The organism is Sphingobacterium sp. 2149 (genome assembly GCF_031455655.1).
In the GTDB taxonomy this organism is placed as follows: domain Bacteria; phylum Bacteroidota; class Bacteroidia; order Sphingobacteriales; family Sphingobacteriaceae; genus Sphingobacterium.
The window spans coordinates 332,349-351,517 of record NZ_JAVDTD010000002.1; the positions used below are offsets into that span (position 1 = coordinate 332,349).

Below are 19,169 nucleotides of genomic sequence, written 5' to 3' on the forward strand. Positions count from 1 at the left end.
AAGCGCATGGTCTTTTTAGGTTTAATGACGACGGTGTTTCTCAACGCAAACTACAGCAAAAGGTTTTCTGCACAAACTGATGCGTAAAACACATCCCGTAATCCTTACTAGACGCTTATTTACCAGCCAAACAAGGCGCTTCTACTAACCAAATAAGGCACTGAATATATCCTCTAACTTGGCGACAGGCCGAATTGCAATAGTATATTTTTTCGCATCCAGGCCTTTGGTATTGAATTTAGAAATAAATATACCATCAAAACCCAACTTTTCAGCCTCTTGTATTCTTTGTTCAATCCGATTTACAGCTCTTATCTCGCCCGATAATCCAACTTCACCTGCGAAAGTCAGATTAGAGCGAATCGGTATATCTTGTTGTGAAGAAATAATCGCTACCACTACGGCCAGATCGATTGCAGGATCTTCTACGCGCAGTCCACCGGCGATATTCAGGAATACATCTTGTGCGCTCAGCCTAAAGCCAAAGCGTTTCTCCAAAACGGCCAAAAGCATATTTAACCGTTTCGTATCGTACCCCGTAGAAGAACGCTGTGCTGTACCAAATGCTGAGTTGCTCACCAGCGCCTGCACCTCAATCATCATCGGCCGCATCCCTTCCAGCATTGCCGCAATGGAAACTCCACTGACTGGCTCGTCGCGTTGCGAAATCATAATCTCAGAAGGATTGGACACTTCCCGCAGTCCTGACCCCTGCATTTCGTAAATGCCCAGTTCTGAAGCCGATCCAAAGCGATTTTTTACGGCTCGCAAAATGCGGTAGACATGGTGACGATCGCCTTCAAATTGAAGTACGGTATCCACCATATGCTCCAATACCTTGGGACCAGCAATCGATCCATCCTTGGTGATATGCCCCACAATAAAGACGGGAGTACTTGTCTCCTTGGCAAACCGCAACAATTCAGCGGTACATTCGCGAACCTGAGAAACCGAACCCGGAGCGGATTCAATCTGTGCGGAATGTAAAGTCTGTATCGAGTCAATAACAATGACATTGGGCTGTACCGTCTCGATCTGCTTGAAAATATTTTGCGTGGATGTTTCCGTCAGGATATAGCAATTAGCTTTGGATGACTGTGACAGTCGTTCGGCCCGCATCTTGATCTGCTGCTCACTTTCCTCCCCGGAAATATAAAGTGTCTTGACTTGTGGAATGGATAAAGCTAACTGTAACATTAACGTTGACTTTCCAATCCCAGGTTCTCCACCGATAAGCACCAGTGACCCCGGAACAATCCCGCCACCAAGAACCCGATTAAACTCCTGATCAGGCGTGGATATACGAGACTCATCTTGGTAAACAATTTCGTGAATAATAGCCGCTTTATTCGCCCTTTTCGTATTGCCTCCAGTTGTAGAACTACGCCATTCGGGGACTTTTGAACTCCCTTTTTCGACCACTTCTTCAACAAAGCTATTCCATTGCTTACAGGAAGGACATTGTCCCATCCATTTGGGAGATTCATAGCCACAATTTTGACAGAAGTATGCTGATTTTGATTTTGCCATGCTACGAATTTACAAATTTATAGCTGTTAAAAGCGTAATCACATGGCCGCACGCATTACATCTTACCCAAGCCATTACACATCCCTCAATAATGCGGCATGTATACCGGAACGTACTGAAAAGCCTTAAAAAAAAGAAGTGTTTATTCTTCATTTTCTTTCAAAATCCGCAAGAAATTTTGTCCCATAATTTTCGCTATATCCACATGTGAATACCCTCGCTCCAGCAGTGCTTTAGTCAATAGCGGAAATTTAGAAACATCTTCCAGACCTTGCGGTGAGGATTCTATGCCATCGAAGTCTGAGCCTACCGCAACGTGATCAATACCAACTTTTTTGACCAGATAATCGATATGATCCAATAATTTCGACAATGGAGCATCCGCCTGTCGCTGAAGTTTCTTTGGCAACTTCTCATACATAGACCAAGTACTCAGTTTTGATGTCCCATCATCACCAAATTTGCTTAGATACAAACTCTTAAGCCTAGCTTCATAGGCAGGATCCAAAAAACCCGAATAAAAATTTACACCAACCACACCCCCATTGCTTTTCAGCGCCTCCAACTGTGCGTCTTTCAGGTTTCGGAAATGTGGACATAATTCAAAGGCATTACTATGGGAAACCAAGATCGGTTTTGTCGATACCGCCAATACGTCATAAAAGGTCTGTTCGCCACCATGGGACAAATCAACCATCATGCCCAGTTCGTTCATCTTCCGGATAATTGTTCGACCTTTCTCCGTCAACCCTTTATCCTTGGAATCCATCTTGTCCGATTCCATCGCGGCACAACTTGCCCAAGACAAATTATAATTCCAGGTCAAGGTTAAATATTTGGCACCACGGGCATAAAGTCGCTCAAGATTATCCAAACTTTCTTCAATCATATTTCCACCTTCCACACCGATCAAAGCGGCTATTTTCCCTGTTTTTACTATCGAATCGATAGCTTGTGAAGACTTTGCCAGACTTATTTTATCGGTATTTGCCGCAATCATTTTTTCCAAGGCATCTATCTGGTCATTTGCGTGCTTGAATGCACCGGTCTTCCATTTAGCATCATCGGACCATACCGCAAATACCTGCACATCGACACCCCCTTCCCGCAGCCGCGGCAAATCAGTAGCACCTGTTTTTAACCGTTGGCCAATATCTTTCCCCTGAAAAATGGATGCATAAATCACATCATTGTGTCCATCGACGACGACCATATTCTGGTGGATTTTTTTATAGTTTTGGCTATATCCAATAGAGGTACCTGCTGTCATTGCTAGCCCTAGTAATATGAGGCTCTTAATCATCGTTGACTTTCATTGATCGATTCATAAATAGCATCCTGAATTCTGCTTCTGATATTCAGATCCAAAAGCTTGGTCGTCACTTGAGGGTGTACCCGATTGGACAAAAAGATATAGATCAATTGATTTTGTGGATCAATCCAGATACATGTTCCAGTATAGCCTGTGTGACCAAAGACGGAACTATTTGCTAACTTCGATGGATATTCATTTTTAGGATTGGGATCCCAACGGTCAAAACCCAACCCCCGGCGACTGCTTGTCGATTGCCTGGATGTAAATAAGTCTATTGTTTCCGTTTTAAAGTAGCGCTCTCCACCGTATTCTCCTCTATTGAGTAAGAGCTGACCATAGATCGCCAAATCGTTTGCGGTAGCAAATAGTCCGGCATGCCCGGCAATACCTCCAGCCATTGCCGCACCTTGATCGTGTACATAGCCTTCTAACAATGTTTTTCGAAAAGAGGTATCTTGTTCGGTAGGAACAATTTCTTCTTTTGCAAAACGTATTCTGGGAAGATAACCAGCACGCGTCATGCCCAATGGTCTATAGAAGTTCTCCTGCACGTAATCTTGCATCGGCTCAGCCGTCTGATGTTCTGCAACTTCCTTCATCACATACATGCTGATATCGCTATATACATAGTTTCCTGTGGGCTTTACGGGAGATTTTAACATCTCTGGCCACATAAAATCACGGTAATAATCGTTGAGGATATAGCTATTATCCGCCATTTTTACTTGATGGTTAGCATCCGGAACTGAAACGACGTCTCCAGCTTTCAGATATTTATAAAAGGGAATAAAGGGTGTAAAACCGGCCTCGTGCAACATGACGGAACGCAGTTTAATGTCCTTTTTATTGGTATACTTGGCCTGCCATAAGTAATGGCCCATGGTACTATCCAAATTGATCACATTCCGCTCTGTAAGGCGCATAATTACAGGTGTTGTGCCTGCTATCTTACTGACAGATGCCAGATCGAAAATATCATTTGTTTTTGTAGGAATAGCTTTCGAATAGCTGTGGAATCCATAAGATTTCTCCAGCAGAACCTGTCCATCTTTTACGATCATGACAACAGCTCCAGGCGTTGCTTGCTTATCAATGGCTTCTTGGGCAATAGCATCAATTTTCTTGGTCAATTTCGCCAGATTCAGATGAGCGCTTGACGCAGAGCCGTACTGCAGTCTTGTTTGTGTAGTTTTGACATCACCAGCAGTGATGGGAACTCCACCAAAAACTGACATTGCGACGTGACGTTGTCCAGTTTCTGAAAAAGGGGCTAATAATTCGATCAAGTCAGACGATATGTGTTCAGTTAGTGCCTTTTTGCTTTTTTCATTTTCGAAAAAATGACAAAGGATGACTTTTTTATTGTTTAATACCGCCTGTTTCAACTGGGCGAGACAATCTGCATCCAAGTCATCTTCCTTTCCAGCGACAATAATTGTATTATAGTATTTTATATCTTCATCGAATTTACTAAAATCAAAAACTTTAGTGTCTGCATAACGGGCCAACTGCTCTGTAAACACATTATATTTTACTGCATTGGGAACAACAACAGCGATGCGAAGCCGATCTAGATTTTTCAAAGGCAGCAACTGATCGCGGTTATTAAACAGTATCGTTTCATTTTTAACGGTGGATTTATATTGAGCAAACAGGGGGCTAATACAGAACAAACCTGCAAATAACACCCTAAAAAGTCCTTTTTTCATTCTGCTTTTATCGTTTTTTAGGTTCTATCAAATAAAAATACGAATTAAATACACAAGGAATACAGGACGGTTAAAAAAAATCAATTTTGTTACGTTAAACTGTCTTCGAATTAAAATGTCTTTTTCCTTTAACTTTAGAGGTACAAGTAATCTTTAAGCGAATTTCAAATAGCCTTTGATTAGCCAGGGCCCGATTGCATCCTGAAGGTTTTTTCTGTAAGTTTGACTAATGCCAGAATTGATTCAAGATAAAACCATATTTTCCTTACTGGAAGTTAGCCGCAGTATCCAAAAGACACTTGCAGAGCGGTACAAGAGTTTGTACTGGATTAAAGCGGAAATGAACAAGCTCAATCATTATACCCATTCTGGCCATTGTTATCCCGAGCTAGTAGAAAAACAGGACGGTAAAATTGTCGCTGAAATGCGGTCTATCTTATGGAAAACCGATTACAACCGTATCAACAACAGTTTTCTTAAGATTGCTCAAGAACCGTTACGAGAAGGAATTACGATGTTATTTCAGGCAAGTATCTCCTATGATCCGATGTACGGATTGAGCCTGCGCATTGTTGACATCGATCCGACATTTACCTTAGGCGAACTTGAAAAGGAGAAGTTGGACAGTATTCGAAAGCTGAAGGCAGAAGGCATTTATGAGTCTAATAAGTTGCTGGCCTTTCCAGCCGTTCCCAAACGACTAGCGATCATTTCGGTAGAAACAAGTAAGGGGCTTTCTGATTTTTACAAGATTATTAATCAAAACCTTTGGGGTTACCGCATCGAATGCACACTCTTCCCCGCATTATTACAGGGTGACAAGTCAGTGCCTTCCATTATCAACCAACTCGCCGTTATTGCCGAAAAAATCAGCTTGTACGATGTCGTTGCCATTATCCGGGGCGGGGGTGGTGAAGTCGGTCTTTCTAGTTATAACAATTATTTACTGGCGCGGGCTATCGCGATGTTTCCCATTCCAGTATTAACCGGTATTGGACATTCGACAAATTATACGGTCAGCGAAATGGTCGCTTATAAGAATGCGATCACCCCCAGTGAGCTCGCCGACTTTTTGATCCAAAAGTTTCACAATTTCGCTATTCCGGTCGATAAGGCAGCGGAGCGAATACAGCAACTTATTGCTACTCGGTTTAAAGAAGAGCGCAACATGCTATCTCAAACCGCAACGCACATTCAATGGATCGGAAAAAGAGAAATACAAAGCGCTAGAACAGCCATTCAGCAATTTCAGCATGAACTTAGCTCCTTGATAAAATTGCGCTTTTACGAGCATAAGACAGCGCTGGCGCATACCGAGCGAATTATTCAGCTGGCTGATCCAATTCGATTATTAAAACAGGGATTTTCAATTACAAAAGTTAATGGAAAACTGTTGCAGTCGATTACACAAGTATCACCCGGCGATGTCATACAAACCATACTCGAAGATGGAGAATTGCTAAGCACAGTGACGGATAAATTTCCAAAACCGGAATTGGACGAAGACGATGCATAATTTAGCGATTGGCAAAAAAAATTAAAGAAAGCATATCATAATGGAACAGAATTATACCTATACAGATGCCTTTAACGAGTTACAAACTATTGTAAGGGAGATTGAGAATGGTTCAACAAACATTGATGAACTCGCCGAAAAGATTAAAAGAGCATCAGACCTTATTCAGGTCTGTAAAGCCAAATTAACGGCGACAGAGGAAGAGGTGAATAGTTTATTACAGAAAATATCACCAGCAGAAGAGACCAATGAAGAGGAATAGCCAACCAGCAGACCTATTAATACTGATAATACCATAATAAGTATGACATCGCGGGTTTCAAGCAGTTGAAATAGGCTATCCATACGTTCATTTCTTCTTCATCCAATTGAAGAAAAATAGAGAGATCTATCAAATGACCTCTCTATTAAAGAAGAAATTTCATCAAAATTATATAAGATTATAGAAGACCTTCAACCATTTGATGTACACTTTTCTGCGAACCAAAGAATAGACTACAAGGGCTTTAATTTATCGGGAGCAACCGCATGAATGAGTGCACGCGCTAAAATTCTATTCGGGTCTATGATGATCATACCATTGTAATCTCGTTCCGGAATAGCCAAAGGTAACTCCGCACATCCCAAGATAATGACTTGTGCGCCCTTTTTCTTCAAGTCATCCATGGCCGATAATAAATCCTCCCTCGCCTTATTCGCAATCGGTACAGGCTGCGCTTTTATTCCATATTCAGCATCATAGATTGCATTATTTACCTTTTCCTGTTCCGTTCCTTCTGGTGTGACGACATCAAAGCCCTTTTCAATAAAAGCCTGCCGATATAAACTATATAGCTGCTCGCCTGCAGTAGAAATAACACCCACCATGTTATCAGGGTAGTTCTCGTCCACAAATCGCACAGTCTCATGAACAATATGCAATAGTTGTAACGTGCTCCCGGTGCGTGCAATTTCCTCTTTAACGACAGAAAAAATAGGCTCTGCATGTACGATATTTGATGGAATTGCTGCGATGGTCGCGCCCGCCATTTCCAATTTTTGTAGCACCGAAGCGATGGCCTTTCCAGGATTTTCATTGGATGTATCCAATAAATAGGCTTTCCGATCCGGGATTAAATGAGGACATGAGAACAATAATAGCGGCAAGTGTTCCTGATCGGATCTTGCCGCTGTTTCATCAATAATTTTCTTTGTAATATCTAGGCCGCTATAAGGGCCAAGTCCACCGACTATACCAATCATAATGCTATTATTATATCGATGATATAACCAATAGCATCAAAAATGGTTTGGAGAAATTACCATTCTATCGATTGATCTTCATCAGGAATTTGTGTATTTAACTGCCGCTCTAAGATTAATGATCCTGAAACTTTAAATTTAATTGCTGTGGTAGAAACTAAGGTATAATCGGTAAATTCATAATCGACATTATTTAAAGTAATATAACGATGTAATAAATAAGGACGGACAGCATCCATTTGTTCCGAAATCGTATAACTTGCATCTTTTTTAACAGCAAACTTCATATTTGGATTTTCGGCTCGAAAAGTAACCCCTCCAGTTTCACTAAAGGTTGCAAAGATTTTATAATTCTTCCTGTCTTTACGATCTTCATCGATATTTCCCGCATAAAAGAAAATCGTATTTTCATCAACCACGTAACTTCTTATTTGACTTTTCACAATCGGTGTTTCACTTTCATGCCCATCCATCACAACTTTTAAGGCTGTCCCGCTATACGTTCCTGAATAATTATTAAATGGATTGACACGTAGTAATGCTTTTTTGTAATGTTTTCTGGGATTGATTTTGTATTGCGCAGCAGGATCCTCCAAAATCGTCAGCGGAAGCACCCATTTTTCGGCCATATCAATTCCTTTCAACGAAAAATCAATAGCCATCAATGCTGTATTCTCTCCTGTTTTTATATTCACCGTTTCGGGAATAGAAAAATAGCTATTATCCAGCTGCTTGTAATAAAAATCTTGCCTGTTCTGAAAACGTTCATAATTCAATATGCCCAATGTATCAGCATCTACCCCAACGCGTACGGAAAGATCCATATCATTTGTTGTCGATCCACTCACTTCCAGCGGCTGTAAAAATGTAGTTTTTTGTCCGTCTTTATAACGGACATAAATATTGGCGACTCCCTCACTTTCCAGAGGGGCCTTAAATGAGACATAATGTTCAAATTGCTCCTCTTTCCATTCGTCGTTGCAGGCGTTGCAGACGAATAACACCATCAGGAAAAAAAGCTGTATAGATGACTTTTTCATAAATTTTATAATTGATTAATCATTATAAGTCCAACCAGGATTTTGTGTTAAATTCTTGTTGCGTTTAAGTTCTGTATGACTGATTGGCCAAAACCACATTTTGTCTGCGAAGGTCGTTTTCAGTGTCCAAATCGCAACGGGTTGGTAAAAGAGATCACGTTCTTTTTCATTCATTAAGACATTACAGCCATAAACCGGCAGGGCTTCTTCCACTGGAGCATCCATCCAGCGACGTAAATCATAATAACGTTGTCCCTCGCCCATCAGCTCTATAAAACGTTCACGCTTAATTGTACGACGCAATTCGTTTTTACTGCCATATACACTTTCCGAATAATCCGGAACTCCCGCCCGGATCCGTACAGGCTGAATACCTTTTTTAATTTCAGCGATGTCACGACTTAAAGTGTAACTTCCCCCCCGCCACGATGGAATTGTAAAAGAACCACTTAATTCATTTAATGCTTCGGCATACATCAATAATATGTCTGCGTAACGGATTGCAGGCTCTGCCTTGGGTACCACACGTGATCCTACACCACCTTCGTAAGTATCACTCGGGTGAACAAACTTTTTAACACCAAACCCCGTACGCAACCAATATCCATTGGCAGAGTTAAAGCCATTGCCTTTGGGATCTGCACTGTAATAAAAAACTTGCTTATTACGATTTTCCTCTTTTGTCTCATTCAGCAGCGTCCAAAAACTTCCGCTGTAAGCTACTGAAGCGTAAAACCTGGGTTCACGATTCGCATATTGCAGAGAAGCTCCTGCGCGCAGTGGTCGGTATTTTTTTGCATTATAATCGTCCTGGGTAACATATCCCGTACTTCTGTTTGAGCCATTACCTCGACCTATTTCCTTATCCTTACCCGGTACATCTGTACCATCACTCATATAATACGCATCAACGAGTTTCTGTGTCAGTCCATGGGTATTCCATCCTGTCGCCGAGCGTGGCAATTGATGAATAACCATTTGGTCAATCCCTTCATTGGGCTGGTTACTACCACGGGTAAATATCAGTTCCGGATTGCCTGAGGCAGACAACGTACCGTCGAAAACCTGTGCATATGATTTCATGGGGTCAATATTTGCCCACCCTTCGGGCCAGCTTTTAGCTGAAAAATTGTGATCTTCGGGAGGTTTGACGGTGGCATCGTCACCAGTCTCCTGAAAAGGTGCTGTATACAGCTTATACACGCCGAGCTCGATTACGTCTCGTGCGGCAGCTGCAGCTTTCGCCCATTTCTCTTCCTTGAATTCTGCGGAAAGCAAGCGTTTGCCCTGTTTATCGACCAATAATGCTGCATAACCGGAGTTATTACCATTAGCCAATGGACTAGCGGCATAAAGTAACACTTTGGCACGGGCAGCTAAAGCCGCCCCAACAGTTGGCCGAGCAGAGCCGTCTTGTCCGCGCTTCATCCCTAAAGACTCCATTTCTTTAGCTGCCTGTAGCAATTCATCACTGATATAGCTTGCACACTCCTCATAGGTGCTTCGCGGAATCGCCAGATCATCATAGCTATCCGTATAATCCAGTCCTTCATCCGGCAACAGCGGAATGGGGCCATATTTACGGAGCAACAGCCAATAAAGGTATGCCCGTGCAAATCGTGCTTGCCCACGATAATCCGAAATTTCAGTTGCCGACATCTCACTGTTCATGTATATGTTCTGAATGAAGGTCGACGCATTACGAATGCCCCGGTAGGATTGCGTCCATGTACCCTGTTTATCACTTTCAGTATATTGGCCCATTTTGAACATATTGTAAGAGAGCTCATTTTTTGAGGGATCATAATCTCTATCTCGATCACCGTAATACATGTCGTCTGCATAACAATGCGGCGTCATTCCTTTACTGGCAACATCAGCATTCTCTCCTTTAAACTCTTCAAATACATGCGCTAGCCATTCTTCCGAATATACCTTACTTTTAAAGGTCTTCTCTATATTAAGTCGATCCTTAAAATATTGATCCGATTTCAAATAATCCTTTTTGCAGGATGAGACAAAACTTGCTCCTAGCACAAGCAACATGGCCATGCATATTTTATTTCTTTGCATCTTTCTTGATTTTATAGGTTGACATTGATACCAAATGTAAACGACTTAGGTAATGGATAGTCTTCACCCCTCGGCGTCGCTAGCTCCGGATCCCAAAGTTTGAATTTTGACCAGGTCAGCAAATTTGAACCAACTAAAAACAAACGGATGCTATTGATTTTTATCCGGTTGGTCATTTGCTTTGGCAGGGTATACCCGATGTCCAAGGTTTTCAAACGAAGGTATTGCCCATTCTTCAACCAAAATGTTGACTCTCTAAAGTTATTCGGATTAGGACCATAACTCAACCTCGGATAAGAAGCATTCGGGTTTTCTGTCGATGGATCACCGGATATATCAGCCGAAATCCAACGGTTATCGCCCATTACCCCCTTCAACACTTGTCCCCATTCACCTTCACTAAACGCATAAACTGTTTTCCCATAGGTAAAGAACGTCGATTTACCAGATCCCTGAAAGTGCACACTAATATCCAGGTTCTTCCAGCTTGCTGACGCCCCCACACCATAAACTAGGTTAGGACGTCTTGTTGCTCCGATAGCGACACGATCACCGTCGTCGATGATGCCATCACCATTAACATCCTTATATTTAATATCGCCTGGTTGGTAGTTGCCAAATGTTTGCTTAGGACTATTGCGTATGTCATCATAATCTTGGAATAGGCCTAAAGCAATGAGTCCTTTTGCCTGATCAACCCGATACCCTTTTTGGTTTTGATAGCCATACACGTTATATTCCTCATCGATCTCCGTGATTTCATTCTTACTATAGATAATATTACTTCTGGCAGTTAAATTGACTTCGCCCACTTTCTGGTTATATAGTAGGCGTCCATCAAAACCTCTTGATTTTACCGCTCCCACATTCGCGCTTGGTATAGATTCTAATCCTACCAGTGCAGGCAAATAATTTCGAGCCATATATATGCCCGTGCGTTCCTCATTGAAGAAATCTAAATTAGCAACTATCTTATCTTTAAAAAGCGCCAGATCAAATCCCAGGTTCTTTTTAGTCGCCATCTCCCAGGTCACATTGGAGGAAGATACCTGACTATATTTCATTCCGCCATAGTATCGGTCGAAACCATAGTCTGCCCACTGATACCCCCCTTCGGGAATCCATACCTGGTCTTCAAAACGTCCGATTTCACTAATTGTCGATAGATAAGGGAAGCGTGCGCCACCGGATAACTGATCGTTACCTACTCTTCCCCAGGAGTACCGGATCTTGAACATATTCATCCACGAAATATTATCTTTCACAAATGGCTCTTCGCCGATATTCCAGGCTGCAGAAACCGCAGGAAAAAAACCATATTGTCGACCCGGGGCAAAATTTTCCGAACCATTATAGCCAAAATTAAAATCAGCGATGTAACGTGACTTCCAATTATAGGTTACCCGGCCAGCTAAGGCCTGATTTCTTCTTGCAATTCCATTTTTGATATCATCGCCAAGATTGACTGTGCGAATAAGTGCATCACGGGTAAAACGGGCCACGGCACCAACAGTATGATTCCCGATACTACGATCATAGTTAAACATCATATCATAGAATTCGCGTCGCTCGCCACTGGCACTGCTGGCCTGATATAACTCTCGCGGATTTGAAATATGTGTAAAGATCAAATTACCATTCTCATCACGGGCGCGTTCTGCGCGCCATTGTTCAGGCCATTTACGTCGCGATATTGTATTATCGTTATTGGTATCATATCCAATAATTCCCCTAAAACGTAACCCCCTAGTTATAAAGTCAAAATTTTGTTCAATGGAGATATTGGTCTGTATATTGTTTTGCCAATTTTCATTGTATCCTGTCTGCGTAGCAACTACCCAAGGATTGGTCTGATTTCCTGTTCCAATGGCAGGAACATAACCATTTGAATAGATTACCGGCGTGCGAATAGGAGAATATCCGAATAACACACCCCAAAAATCATCGTCTCCTAAACCTGGACTATTTCTTTTATTGAGGGAGCCTGCAATACCTATTTTTAACACGGTACTTTTAGTTACGTTAATATCTGTATTCAACCGATAATTATACCTTTTGTAATTTGCGTTGGTATTGTAATCATTCCGTAGCGTTTCGTCGGTCTTATACATACCACCTTCATCGATATAACTTCCCGACAGAAAATAACGCGCTGTGGCTCCACCGCCTGTCATATTCAGATTCGCCCGGTAAGTCATCGCTCCGTCTTTGAGCAATAAATCTTTCCAATTTACATTGGGATAGAGATCCGGATCCAATCCCAAACGTAGTATTTCCAATTCTTCAGGTTGATAAATCGGGGCAAAATTTCGTGTAATACGTGCCTCGTTCAATAGATTTGCATAGGTAACGCCGTCTTCAAATTCAGGTGTAATGGTACGGCTATTATAGATATTCTCATCTTTAAAATTAATACTGATCTTACCATCTTTACCGCGCTTTGTTGTAATTAAAATGACACCATTTGCCCCTCTGGAACCGTAGATTGCGGTCACAGCGGCATCTTTCAGGATATTAATGGTTTCAATATCTTCGATATTAATGTCATTGATATTCCGCTCGATATTATCGACCAAAACAAGAGCAGAAGCACCTCCACCAAAGGTCGAAATACCGCGGATCCAAAACTCGGTAATATTTTTTCCTGGCTGACCAGACTGCATCATACCTAAAACTCCAGGCGCATTTCCAATTAAAGCGTTACTAATACTCGATGTTGGATTTCCTTTCATCGTGTTGACGTCAACACTACTGGTCGCTGCAGTCGATGTCAGTGTTCTTTGTGTACCCGTACCGGTTACGACAACTTCATCGAGCACACTGGTCTCCGATTCATTCAGTGTCACATCGATAACGCGATTATCTTTCACCAGTATTTCCTGCTTTTTGTAACCAACAGATGAAAAGACCAGCGTCTTGTATCGCTCTACTTTTATCCGATAACTCCCTTTATTATCTGTTGTTGTTCCTAAACCTGGCGCATCCTTCACAAAGATGCTAACACCAACAATTGGTGCCTTTTGGGCGTCGACAACGACACCCGTTACTTCCAAAACATCCTGTGCCAGCGCACCGAAAGTGGCACAGAGGAGTAACATACATGTAAATACTATTTTATTCATCATCTTATCACAGGTTAATCTTGGTTATTTTCATCTATCTCCTCTAACGCGATTTTACGGATGCGTCGATTCTCGCGGTCGCCAATATAAAAAGCTCCCTCTTGCTCATTGTAAGCGATACCTGATGGACGGTCAAATCTCGCTTCCTCTCTCAAATCACCATTGACATAACCATAAGGGTTGCTATTGAGGCTTGAGCTTCCTCGACCAGCAAATGTGGTTACAGCTCCCTCTGGTGTAAGCACACGAATCGCATGATTCATCTGGTCCGTAAAATAAAAGTCATACTGATCAGGTTTTCCCGCTTCTACGTAGGTTTGATTTTTCACGAATACACCTTGGTATGGTTCATTGACACGAGCGGACGACCCCACACCATCTTTGTACCCCGATTCCCTAACTTTTCCGCAAACCAGATAAGGCTGATTAAAACGTTTCTTTTCCCAATTGTAATCGGCACGCATCATATAGCCCTGGTTGATCACCAAGATATAAGCATAGTTTCCACTGGGATGAATAATAGCCCGGTACTCCCATTGTGGATCCTGAATAACATAAAGAAACTCTGCCTTCGTTGTCTTATCTGTGAAATATTGATTGAGGTCAAAGCGGTAAAATTCCCCTTTTGCGTAGCTATTAAAGTACATTTCACCATTCACGGGATGAATGGATGCACCGTTGCATTGTTTACTTCTTGTCAGGACTTCCTTATCGAGGAAATTCCTTGCTCGCGAAAACAACAAGGTAGATTCATCATTTTCCCCACCACGGTCCTGCGAAACAATCATATAGTTGCCGTCTACAGAAAAGTCGACACTACGGGGGCGATCAAAATCCGAACGTTTTTTAGTAATTGTGCTATCCTCGAAATTGATCAGGTATAGGCCATTATTATTATCGAAGGTCATCCAAAGATGCTTGGGGTTTAGGGGATCAAACTTCATAAAAGAAGAAAGCCAAAAACCACTTGCCATCTTGGTCTGATCAGCATCTTTAAACTTCCCGTCTTTCCAAGGCTCATCGCCACGTGAATTTCGATAACCTGCCAGGGTCGACACCACCAATTTACGCTGATAGTCAAAAGGCTCTTGTGCATTACCGATAACAGGCTTTTCTTGAGCTCCAACGCGCACTTCGATATCCCCTTTAAACGCCTGTTTTGGTACCAGACAATAAAGGGATTCACCCAAAGTGTTGATTACCACAGCCTTTTTACCCCCGATAAATACCTGTACATTTTTTGGATCGTTTCCAAAATTCTTCCCGTAAATCACCAGTCGTTGCCCCATACCACCTGATTTAGGCGCAAAGTCCGAGACAACAACAGGTTGTGAAGGATCAAAGGGCATACCCTCTGAAATGCTGCCAACATTATCGTTCTTACAGCTTCCAAAGCCCAAAATAAGCACTGTAATGGCGCAAATCAACCGATTTAGGAATCCATTATTAGCCGCTATCTGTTTAGTTCTCATAAGGTTGTTAATTGATTAGAGTTTATTTTTATAAACATGAGTATATCACCTTCCATGAATCCTAGACTCACCGATTTGACACATATTCATTCGTTTTTTAGCAATACATACCAGCTATTCTAGGGTAATTTTAGGACGAACGGATTGATGCCCGCCCCATCATTGGGCGAACGCTTAATTTTGACGTATACATAATTGGTTATTTTTTAAAAAGCTAAATGGTATTAGCTATCCTAAGCTAAAAAAAGACTTTACGACAATAGTTTCAAAGTCTTTTGGTTTTTTAAATTTATAGTTCTAATAATTTTCTATTTGATTCCCGCTATTCATATTGACCTCCAACAATACCTTTCCCAAGGTCTGCATTAGCTTCTTCACAAAGAAGATGGATGATTAATTTATAACTCGATTTTCTAACTGCTTCTCTAAGGTTTTTTTCTTTCTATAATTGATTAATCAAATTTAGATATTGTAACGATTCTGATAGGATAGAATTATCTCAATAATATGCGGATTTGTATCATGACTACATTAAGCGGGGTAGTTAAAAAATGTTTTTTTTGATTAATTATTGTATTTGTTTTATATTAAGCTTTCGGAGATAATTTATTAAGCACTTTCAAAATCAACAGTGTTATATCTGCCAAAAACTGGATTATTTAAGCTTTAAGAATTCGGCCTCTCAAGATCACGATGAAAAATTTAGGTAAACTAATTGTTTTGTTTATTGCATTAATATTTGCGACCATAAATGCTTACGGTCAAATAGATACTGTTTTAAGAGACAAAATCATTCAAATGGCCAATAAAGATCAAGACTGGATGATGAATCCACCGAAAAATGTTCATGATAACAGTCAATTCTTTCAAAGAATGGAAGAGATATATCAAGAAAACTATGACGACGCAAAAGTGATTTTTTCAAAGTTTGGTTTTCCGGGATATAATAGGGTCGGGAAAGACGGATCGGATAAGTTTTGGCTGGTCGTACAACACTTGAATAAATGGCCGGATTTTCAAAAATTGGTACTAAAAAAGATGGAAGCTGAAGTAAAGAAAAAAAATGCTTCACCGGATAAGTACGCATATTTATTGGACCGAATAAATCTTAACAAGGGGGAATTGCAAATATATGGTACGCAGATTTGGTATGATGTCAGATATCACAGGACATTTCCATATCCAATTGTAGATATCAAAACAGTTAATAAGCGAAGAAAAGCTGTGGGTTTAGAAGCTCTCGAAATTTATTTGAATACCACAACAGAATCACATTTTGCACTAAGGGACTCTATAAATCTAAAATCCGGGGTCAAAAAACCTTGGCTTTATAAAGTTCCTTCACACATGTTTGGTAAATATTAAAATTGAATCAATGCATTGAAAAATACAATTCTCTTTTAAACAATGTTATTTTCGTTTCCAAAAATTATGGTTTGTGACCTTTAAATGTTCTAATTACGCTCATTATGCAAATTTATAGCACTTTAGCTAAATAAACGGAATATATACCCACGATATCTCCTACATTTTATATTGTTTACAATATTTTAATACGCCTGTAGCATTTTCAAATAATTATCCGTTACAATAAATAAACCTAAAATAAGGTTAAGACCAAGAGGGGATCATTTATTTGTCTGATCAATATCAGATAATGTAACTACTATAAACTTTATTATGGAAAATAATTTACAAAAACAGGATCTATTCAATGAACATAGCTATGACCTTCATGCCAATTGGTACAACAACCTCTATCCTGAAAAAGAACAAAAGGTAAAAGTAATCAATTCACTAAATAACTATAAAGGAAGTATAAATCACTGGCTGCAGGAACTTTTTTTCAAATGCCTCACTCCTTTCACGAAGGACAAAAATGCGAAATGGCTTACTCTTGGTGATGCTTATGGACATGACGCGCGCTACCTCCTGGACCAAAATATCCACCATGTCACCGCCAGTGATCTAGATGACAGTTTCCTGAAAATCTCCCATGAACAAGAATTTATTAAGGATTTCTCAGCCCAAAACGCTGAATCATTAACATTGGAAGACGATAGCGTAGATTATATACTCTGCAAGGAAAGCTACCACCACTTTCCCCGCCCCTACGCAGCACTCTACGAAATGATCCGAGTAGCCAGCAAAGCCATCATAATTATAGAACCGCAGGACCCGATATCAAAAATGCCAACCTTATTGTATTTAGCCAATCTGCTGGCAAGAATCAACGACAAAAAGATCAATAAGATCTGGAAAAATAGGTTTTCTTATGAAAGGGTGGGAAACTTTGTCTACAAAGTTTCAGAACGGGAATTTGAAAAATTCGCTGCCGGACTCAATCTTCCCATGATTGCTATAAAAAAACTTAATCCAAATTTTTGGTTTCCCGGAAGCGAACATATCAAAGCTGATAGAAAAGAGAAGGCTTTCAGGCGTATTCTTTTCCGAAAGAAAATACGTGATTTTTTTTCCCGTTGGGGTATAATGCCTAGTCAGACACTTTCCATTGCCGTTTTTAAGAATATGCCGAATGAATCCCTGAAGAAATCACTTATCGACGAAGGATATAGATTGATCGAGATCCCTAAAAACCCATATATTAAAAACCTGCCGTATTAATACCTTAGAAAGAGAGCTATGAAAGATTATTCTATATTATTTTTGGTATTAGTGATTTTTGTTTAGCGAATTCATGTAAAAAGGAGAAGAACCATTTGCGGGCAATGGGTCATTCTAGAGGCAGATTGAGTTTGATTACGCTAAGTTTTTCTTATACGAATGGGACCTTTTATATGATTGATATCAATGGTCTTTCCTTTTTGGGTGATTAAAACTTTCCCCTGCTTCTGCAATGAAATTGCTACATCAACAACTTCTTGCATATGTGCACGCCAATCCTTTGGAAAAAGTTCCCTGGCAATTTCAGAAGGACAGAATGTCTTTTCGCGACCACGGGCTTCGGCAGCTGATAAGATGCTTTCAATTATTGCCTCTTGCTTCATAGTGTAGTAACAGACAAAAGCTTCTTGAAGTTTTTAATAGAACACTTTAGGTATCGTTTTTAAGTATGTCGTAGAGTGAATAGACAAGTTATTATGTCTTCTTTTTTTTGCATTGCTCTGAACAATATTTGACGTCCTCCCAATTTTTCTCCCATTTTTTACGCCAGGTGAATAGCCTGCCACAGGCCGCGCAAATCTTCTGCGGTAGATTTTGCTTTTTAACCCCTTTCATCTTTCCATCGTTTTTTCATCGAACCGTATTGCACATTGGCTTCTGCCTGCTTCCATCGTTTATAGAACACTTCTGCCGCTGCAGCCTTCTCCCTATCACCCGTTCCACGTTCCAATAGCGCATAATCATCTTCTTTATCGTACTTTTTCCCTCCTTTATAGTTGGCGTAGCGACGTGCACGCGTGTATCCCATCTGCAGATACTTGCGTGCCATGTCTGCTCCAACAAAGTCATCCGCTTTTAGATAATTTTCGAACAAATTGAAAATCTTCTCACTGCTTTCCTCGGCAATGGCCTCAGTTTTAAAGCGCCAATAACGACCAATTTCCGATTTATACGGTTCACATATCAACACTCCCTGTTCTCCTTTACCAACTCGGTATTCGGCTGGTTTCAAACGATAATCAATATCGGGCTTCCACGGGTAGTGCTTTTTATCAAAGTTCAGGTAGCTCGGCTTTGGGGTGCTCATACGTATATTTTAGATTTTTACCTTTCTTTTAATAGGGCTGTGTGTTTTGTGCAAGTTTATGTTCACTATATTATGCTCATTTCATAAAGCTACCCCTATTTAGTTATGTAAAAAACTGCATTTCGGCCCAAATAGTTTGGCTAGAGCTACCTTATTTTGATTCTGCTCATTTTTTTGCAAACAAAATCAGCTCCTATAACCAGAACATTGATATACGGGAATCTCTACAGAACAAGGTGAGCCAACCTTGTCTCGAACGCTTCTCAAAGAAATCCAGAGGCGGTTTCAACGGCTATCCGACGGGGTAGCGATATCACATTCAGGGGACTGTTTCATCACTAACTCCCTATTAACTTCTACCTTTTATCGAATTGGACTCGGCTTTTAATCGGCTTTTCCTCGAATTTTTCCCGAGGCAGATCCGAAGCCCGCCCGAAG

General features: G+C 40.8%; 15 protein-coding genes. 4 read left to right on the forward strand and 11 right to left on the reverse strand.

Translation table 11 applies throughout. From position 1 onward, the window contains the following. Positions 1–144: 144 nt before the first annotated feature. The 3 genes from radA to J2X77_RS03705 form a co-directional block, all read right to left on the reverse strand. Positions 145–1,530 (reverse strand): DNA repair protein RadA, encoded by a 1,386-nt coding sequence (gene radA, locus J2X77_RS03695; RefSeq protein ID WP_293880081.1) that lies wholly within the window; start codon positions 1,528–1,530, stop codon positions 145–147. Positions 1,531–1,672: 142 nt separating this feature from the next. Continuing rightward, entirely contained in the window at positions 1,673–2,833 is a 1,161-nt protein-coding gene (locus J2X77_RS03700; RefSeq protein WP_209577101.1) for a dipeptidase, read from the reverse strand. Next, positions 2,830–4,554 carry a serine hydrolase domain-containing protein gene (locus J2X77_RS03705; RefSeq protein ID WP_310079145.1) on the reverse strand — a complete coding sequence of 575 codons (1,725 nt, stop codon included), beginning with the start codon at positions 4,552–4,554 and terminating at the stop codon, positions 2,830–2,832. The genes J2X77_RS03700 and J2X77_RS03705 overlap by 4 nt, the downstream gene beginning before the upstream one ends. A 229-nt stretch (positions 4,555–4,783) precedes the next feature. On the opposite strand from J2X77_RS03705, the gene xseA reads away from it, so the two are divergent. Together xseA and xseB are read left to right on the forward strand one after the other, a co-directional pair. Continuing rightward, positions 4,784–6,070 carry an exodeoxyribonuclease VII large subunit gene (gene xseA, locus J2X77_RS03710; protein WP_209577097.1) on the forward strand — a complete coding sequence of 429 codons (1,287 nt, stop codon included), beginning with the start codon at positions 4,784–4,786 and terminating at the stop codon, positions 6,068–6,070. 40 nt (positions 6,071–6,110) lie between these two features. After that, positions 6,111–6,332, forward strand: coding sequence for an exodeoxyribonuclease VII small subunit (gene xseB / locus J2X77_RS03715; protein WP_209577096.1), 222 nt, complete (start codon positions 6,111–6,113; stop codon positions 6,330–6,332). A 233-nt stretch (positions 6,333–6,565) separates the two neighbouring features. On the opposite strand, the gene J2X77_RS03720 is transcribed toward xseB, so the two are convergent. From J2X77_RS03720 to J2X77_RS03740, 5 genes are read right to left on the reverse strand one after another with little or no spacing between them, the layout of a single operon-like run. Beyond that, complete coding sequence (locus J2X77_RS03720; RefSeq protein ID WP_209577094.1) at positions 6,566–7,312, reverse strand: aspartate/glutamate racemase family protein; 747 nt, start codon at positions 7,310–7,312, stop codon at positions 6,566–6,568. A 56-nt stretch (positions 7,313–7,368) separates the two neighbouring features. Then, the gene (locus J2X77_RS03725; protein WP_209577092.1) at positions 7,369–8,352 is read right to left on the reverse strand and encodes a DUF4973 domain-containing protein; all 984 of its coding nucleotides are present in this window, start codon (positions 8,350–8,352) and stop codon (positions 7,369–7,371) included. 15 nt (positions 8,353–8,367) lie between these two features. After that, positions 8,368–10,425, reverse strand: a complete 2,058-nt coding sequence (locus J2X77_RS03730) for a RagB/SusD family nutrient uptake outer membrane protein (RefSeq protein ID WP_310079150.1) — start codon at positions 10,423–10,425, stop codon at positions 8,368–8,370. 11 nt (positions 10,426–10,436) lie between these two features. Beyond that, on the reverse strand, positions 10,437–13,550 hold the full coding sequence (locus tag J2X77_RS03735; RefSeq protein WP_310079152.1) for a TonB-dependent receptor: 3,114 nt from the start codon (positions 13,548–13,550) through the stop codon (positions 10,437–10,439). 11 nt (positions 13,551–13,561) lie between these two features. Then, entirely contained in the window at positions 13,562–15,019 is a 1,458-nt protein-coding gene (locus tag J2X77_RS03740; RefSeq protein WP_310079154.1) for an IPT/TIG domain-containing protein, read from the reverse strand. A 693-nt stretch (positions 15,020–15,712) separates the two neighbouring features. On the opposite strand from J2X77_RS03740, the gene J2X77_RS03745 reads away from it, so the two are divergent. Together J2X77_RS03745 and J2X77_RS03750 are read left to right on the forward strand one after the other, a co-directional pair. After that, the gene (locus J2X77_RS03745; protein WP_310079156.1) at positions 15,713–16,384 is read left to right on the forward strand and encodes a DUF6624 domain-containing protein; all 672 of its coding nucleotides are present in this window, start codon (positions 15,713–15,715) and stop codon (positions 16,382–16,384) included. 315 nt (positions 16,385–16,699) lie between these two features. Next, the gene (locus tag J2X77_RS03750) at positions 16,700–17,644 is read left to right on the forward strand and encodes a class I SAM-dependent methyltransferase (protein WP_209577083.1); all 945 of its coding nucleotides are present in this window, start codon (positions 16,700–16,702) and stop codon (positions 17,642–17,644) included. 140 nt (positions 17,645–17,784) lie between these two features. Here the strand turns inward: J2X77_RS03750 and J2X77_RS03755 are convergent, their stop codons facing one another. The 3 genes from J2X77_RS03755 to J2X77_RS03765 form a co-directional block, all read right to left on the reverse strand. Beyond that, on the reverse strand, positions 17,785–18,027 hold the full coding sequence (locus J2X77_RS03755; protein ID WP_209577081.1) for a DUF3253 domain-containing protein: 243 nt from the start codon (positions 18,025–18,027) through the stop codon (positions 17,785–17,787). A 91-nt stretch (positions 18,028–18,118) separates the two neighbouring features. After that, positions 18,119–18,259 carry a DUF2256 domain-containing protein gene (locus tag J2X77_RS03760; protein ID WP_209577080.1) on the reverse strand — a complete coding sequence of 47 codons (141 nt, stop codon included), beginning with the start codon at positions 18,257–18,259 and terminating at the stop codon, positions 18,119–18,121. Continuing rightward, the gene (locus J2X77_RS03765; RefSeq protein ID WP_209577079.1) at positions 18,246–18,731 is read right to left on the reverse strand and encodes a DUF4385 domain-containing protein; all 486 of its coding nucleotides are present in this window, start codon (positions 18,729–18,731) and stop codon (positions 18,246–18,248) included. Before J2X77_RS03765 ends, J2X77_RS03760 begins: the two co-directional genes overlap by 14 nt. Between the last annotated feature and the right edge of the window lie 438 nt (positions 18,732–19,169).

What these genes read in the sequence shown, in the direction of transcription:
- radA (WP_293880081.1), bottom strand. Translation starts at nt 1,530, where the DNA reads ATGGCAAAATCAAAATCAGCATACTTCTGTCAAAATTGTGGCTATGAA.
- J2X77_RS03700 (WP_209577101.1), bottom strand. Translation starts at nt 2,833, where the DNA reads ATGATTAAGAGCCTCATATTACTAGGGCTAGCAATGACAGCAGGTACC.
- J2X77_RS03705 (WP_310079145.1), bottom strand. Translation starts at nt 4,554, where the DNA reads ATGAAAAAAGGACTTTTTAGGGTGTTATTTGCAGGTTTGTTCTGTATT.
- xseA (WP_209577097.1), top strand. Translation starts at nt 4,784, where the DNA reads ATGCCAGAATTGATTCAAGATAAAACCATATTTTCCTTACTGGAAGTT.
- xseB (WP_209577096.1), top strand. Translation starts at nt 6,111, where the DNA reads ATGGAACAGAATTATACCTATACAGATGCCTTTAACGAGTTACAAACT.
- J2X77_RS03720 (WP_209577094.1), bottom strand. Translation starts at nt 7,312, where the DNA reads ATGATTGGTATAGTCGGTGGACTTGGCCCTTATAGCGGCCTAGATATT.
- J2X77_RS03725 (WP_209577092.1), bottom strand. Translation starts at nt 8,352, where the DNA reads ATGAAAAAGTCATCTATACAGCTTTTTTTCCTGATGGTGTTATTCGTC.
- J2X77_RS03730 (WP_310079150.1), bottom strand. Translation starts at nt 10,425, where the DNA reads ATGCAAAGAAATAAAATATGCATGGCCATGTTGCTTGTGCTAGGAGCA.
- J2X77_RS03735 (WP_310079152.1), bottom strand. Translation starts at nt 13,550, where the DNA reads ATGATGAATAAAATAGTATTTACATGTATGTTACTCCTCTGTGCCACT.
- J2X77_RS03740 (WP_310079154.1), bottom strand. Translation starts at nt 15,019, where the DNA reads ATGAGAACTAAACAGATAGCGGCTAATAATGGATTCCTAAATCGGTTG.
- J2X77_RS03745 (WP_310079156.1), top strand. Translation starts at nt 15,713, where the DNA reads ATGAAAAATTTAGGTAAACTAATTGTTTTGTTTATTGCATTAATATTT.
- J2X77_RS03750 (WP_209577083.1), top strand. Translation starts at nt 16,700, where the DNA reads ATGGAAAATAATTTACAAAAACAGGATCTATTCAATGAACATAGCTAT.
- J2X77_RS03755 (WP_209577081.1), bottom strand. Translation starts at nt 18,027, where the DNA reads ATGAAGCAAGAGGCAATAATTGAAAGCATCTTATCAGCTGCCGAAGCC.
- J2X77_RS03760 (WP_209577080.1), bottom strand. Translation starts at nt 18,259, where the DNA reads ATGAAAGGGGTTAAAAAGCAAAATCTACCGCAGAAGATTTGCGCGGCC.
- J2X77_RS03765 (WP_209577079.1), bottom strand. Translation starts at nt 18,731, where the DNA reads ATGAGCACCCCAAAGCCGAGCTACCTGAACTTTGATAAAAAGCACTAC.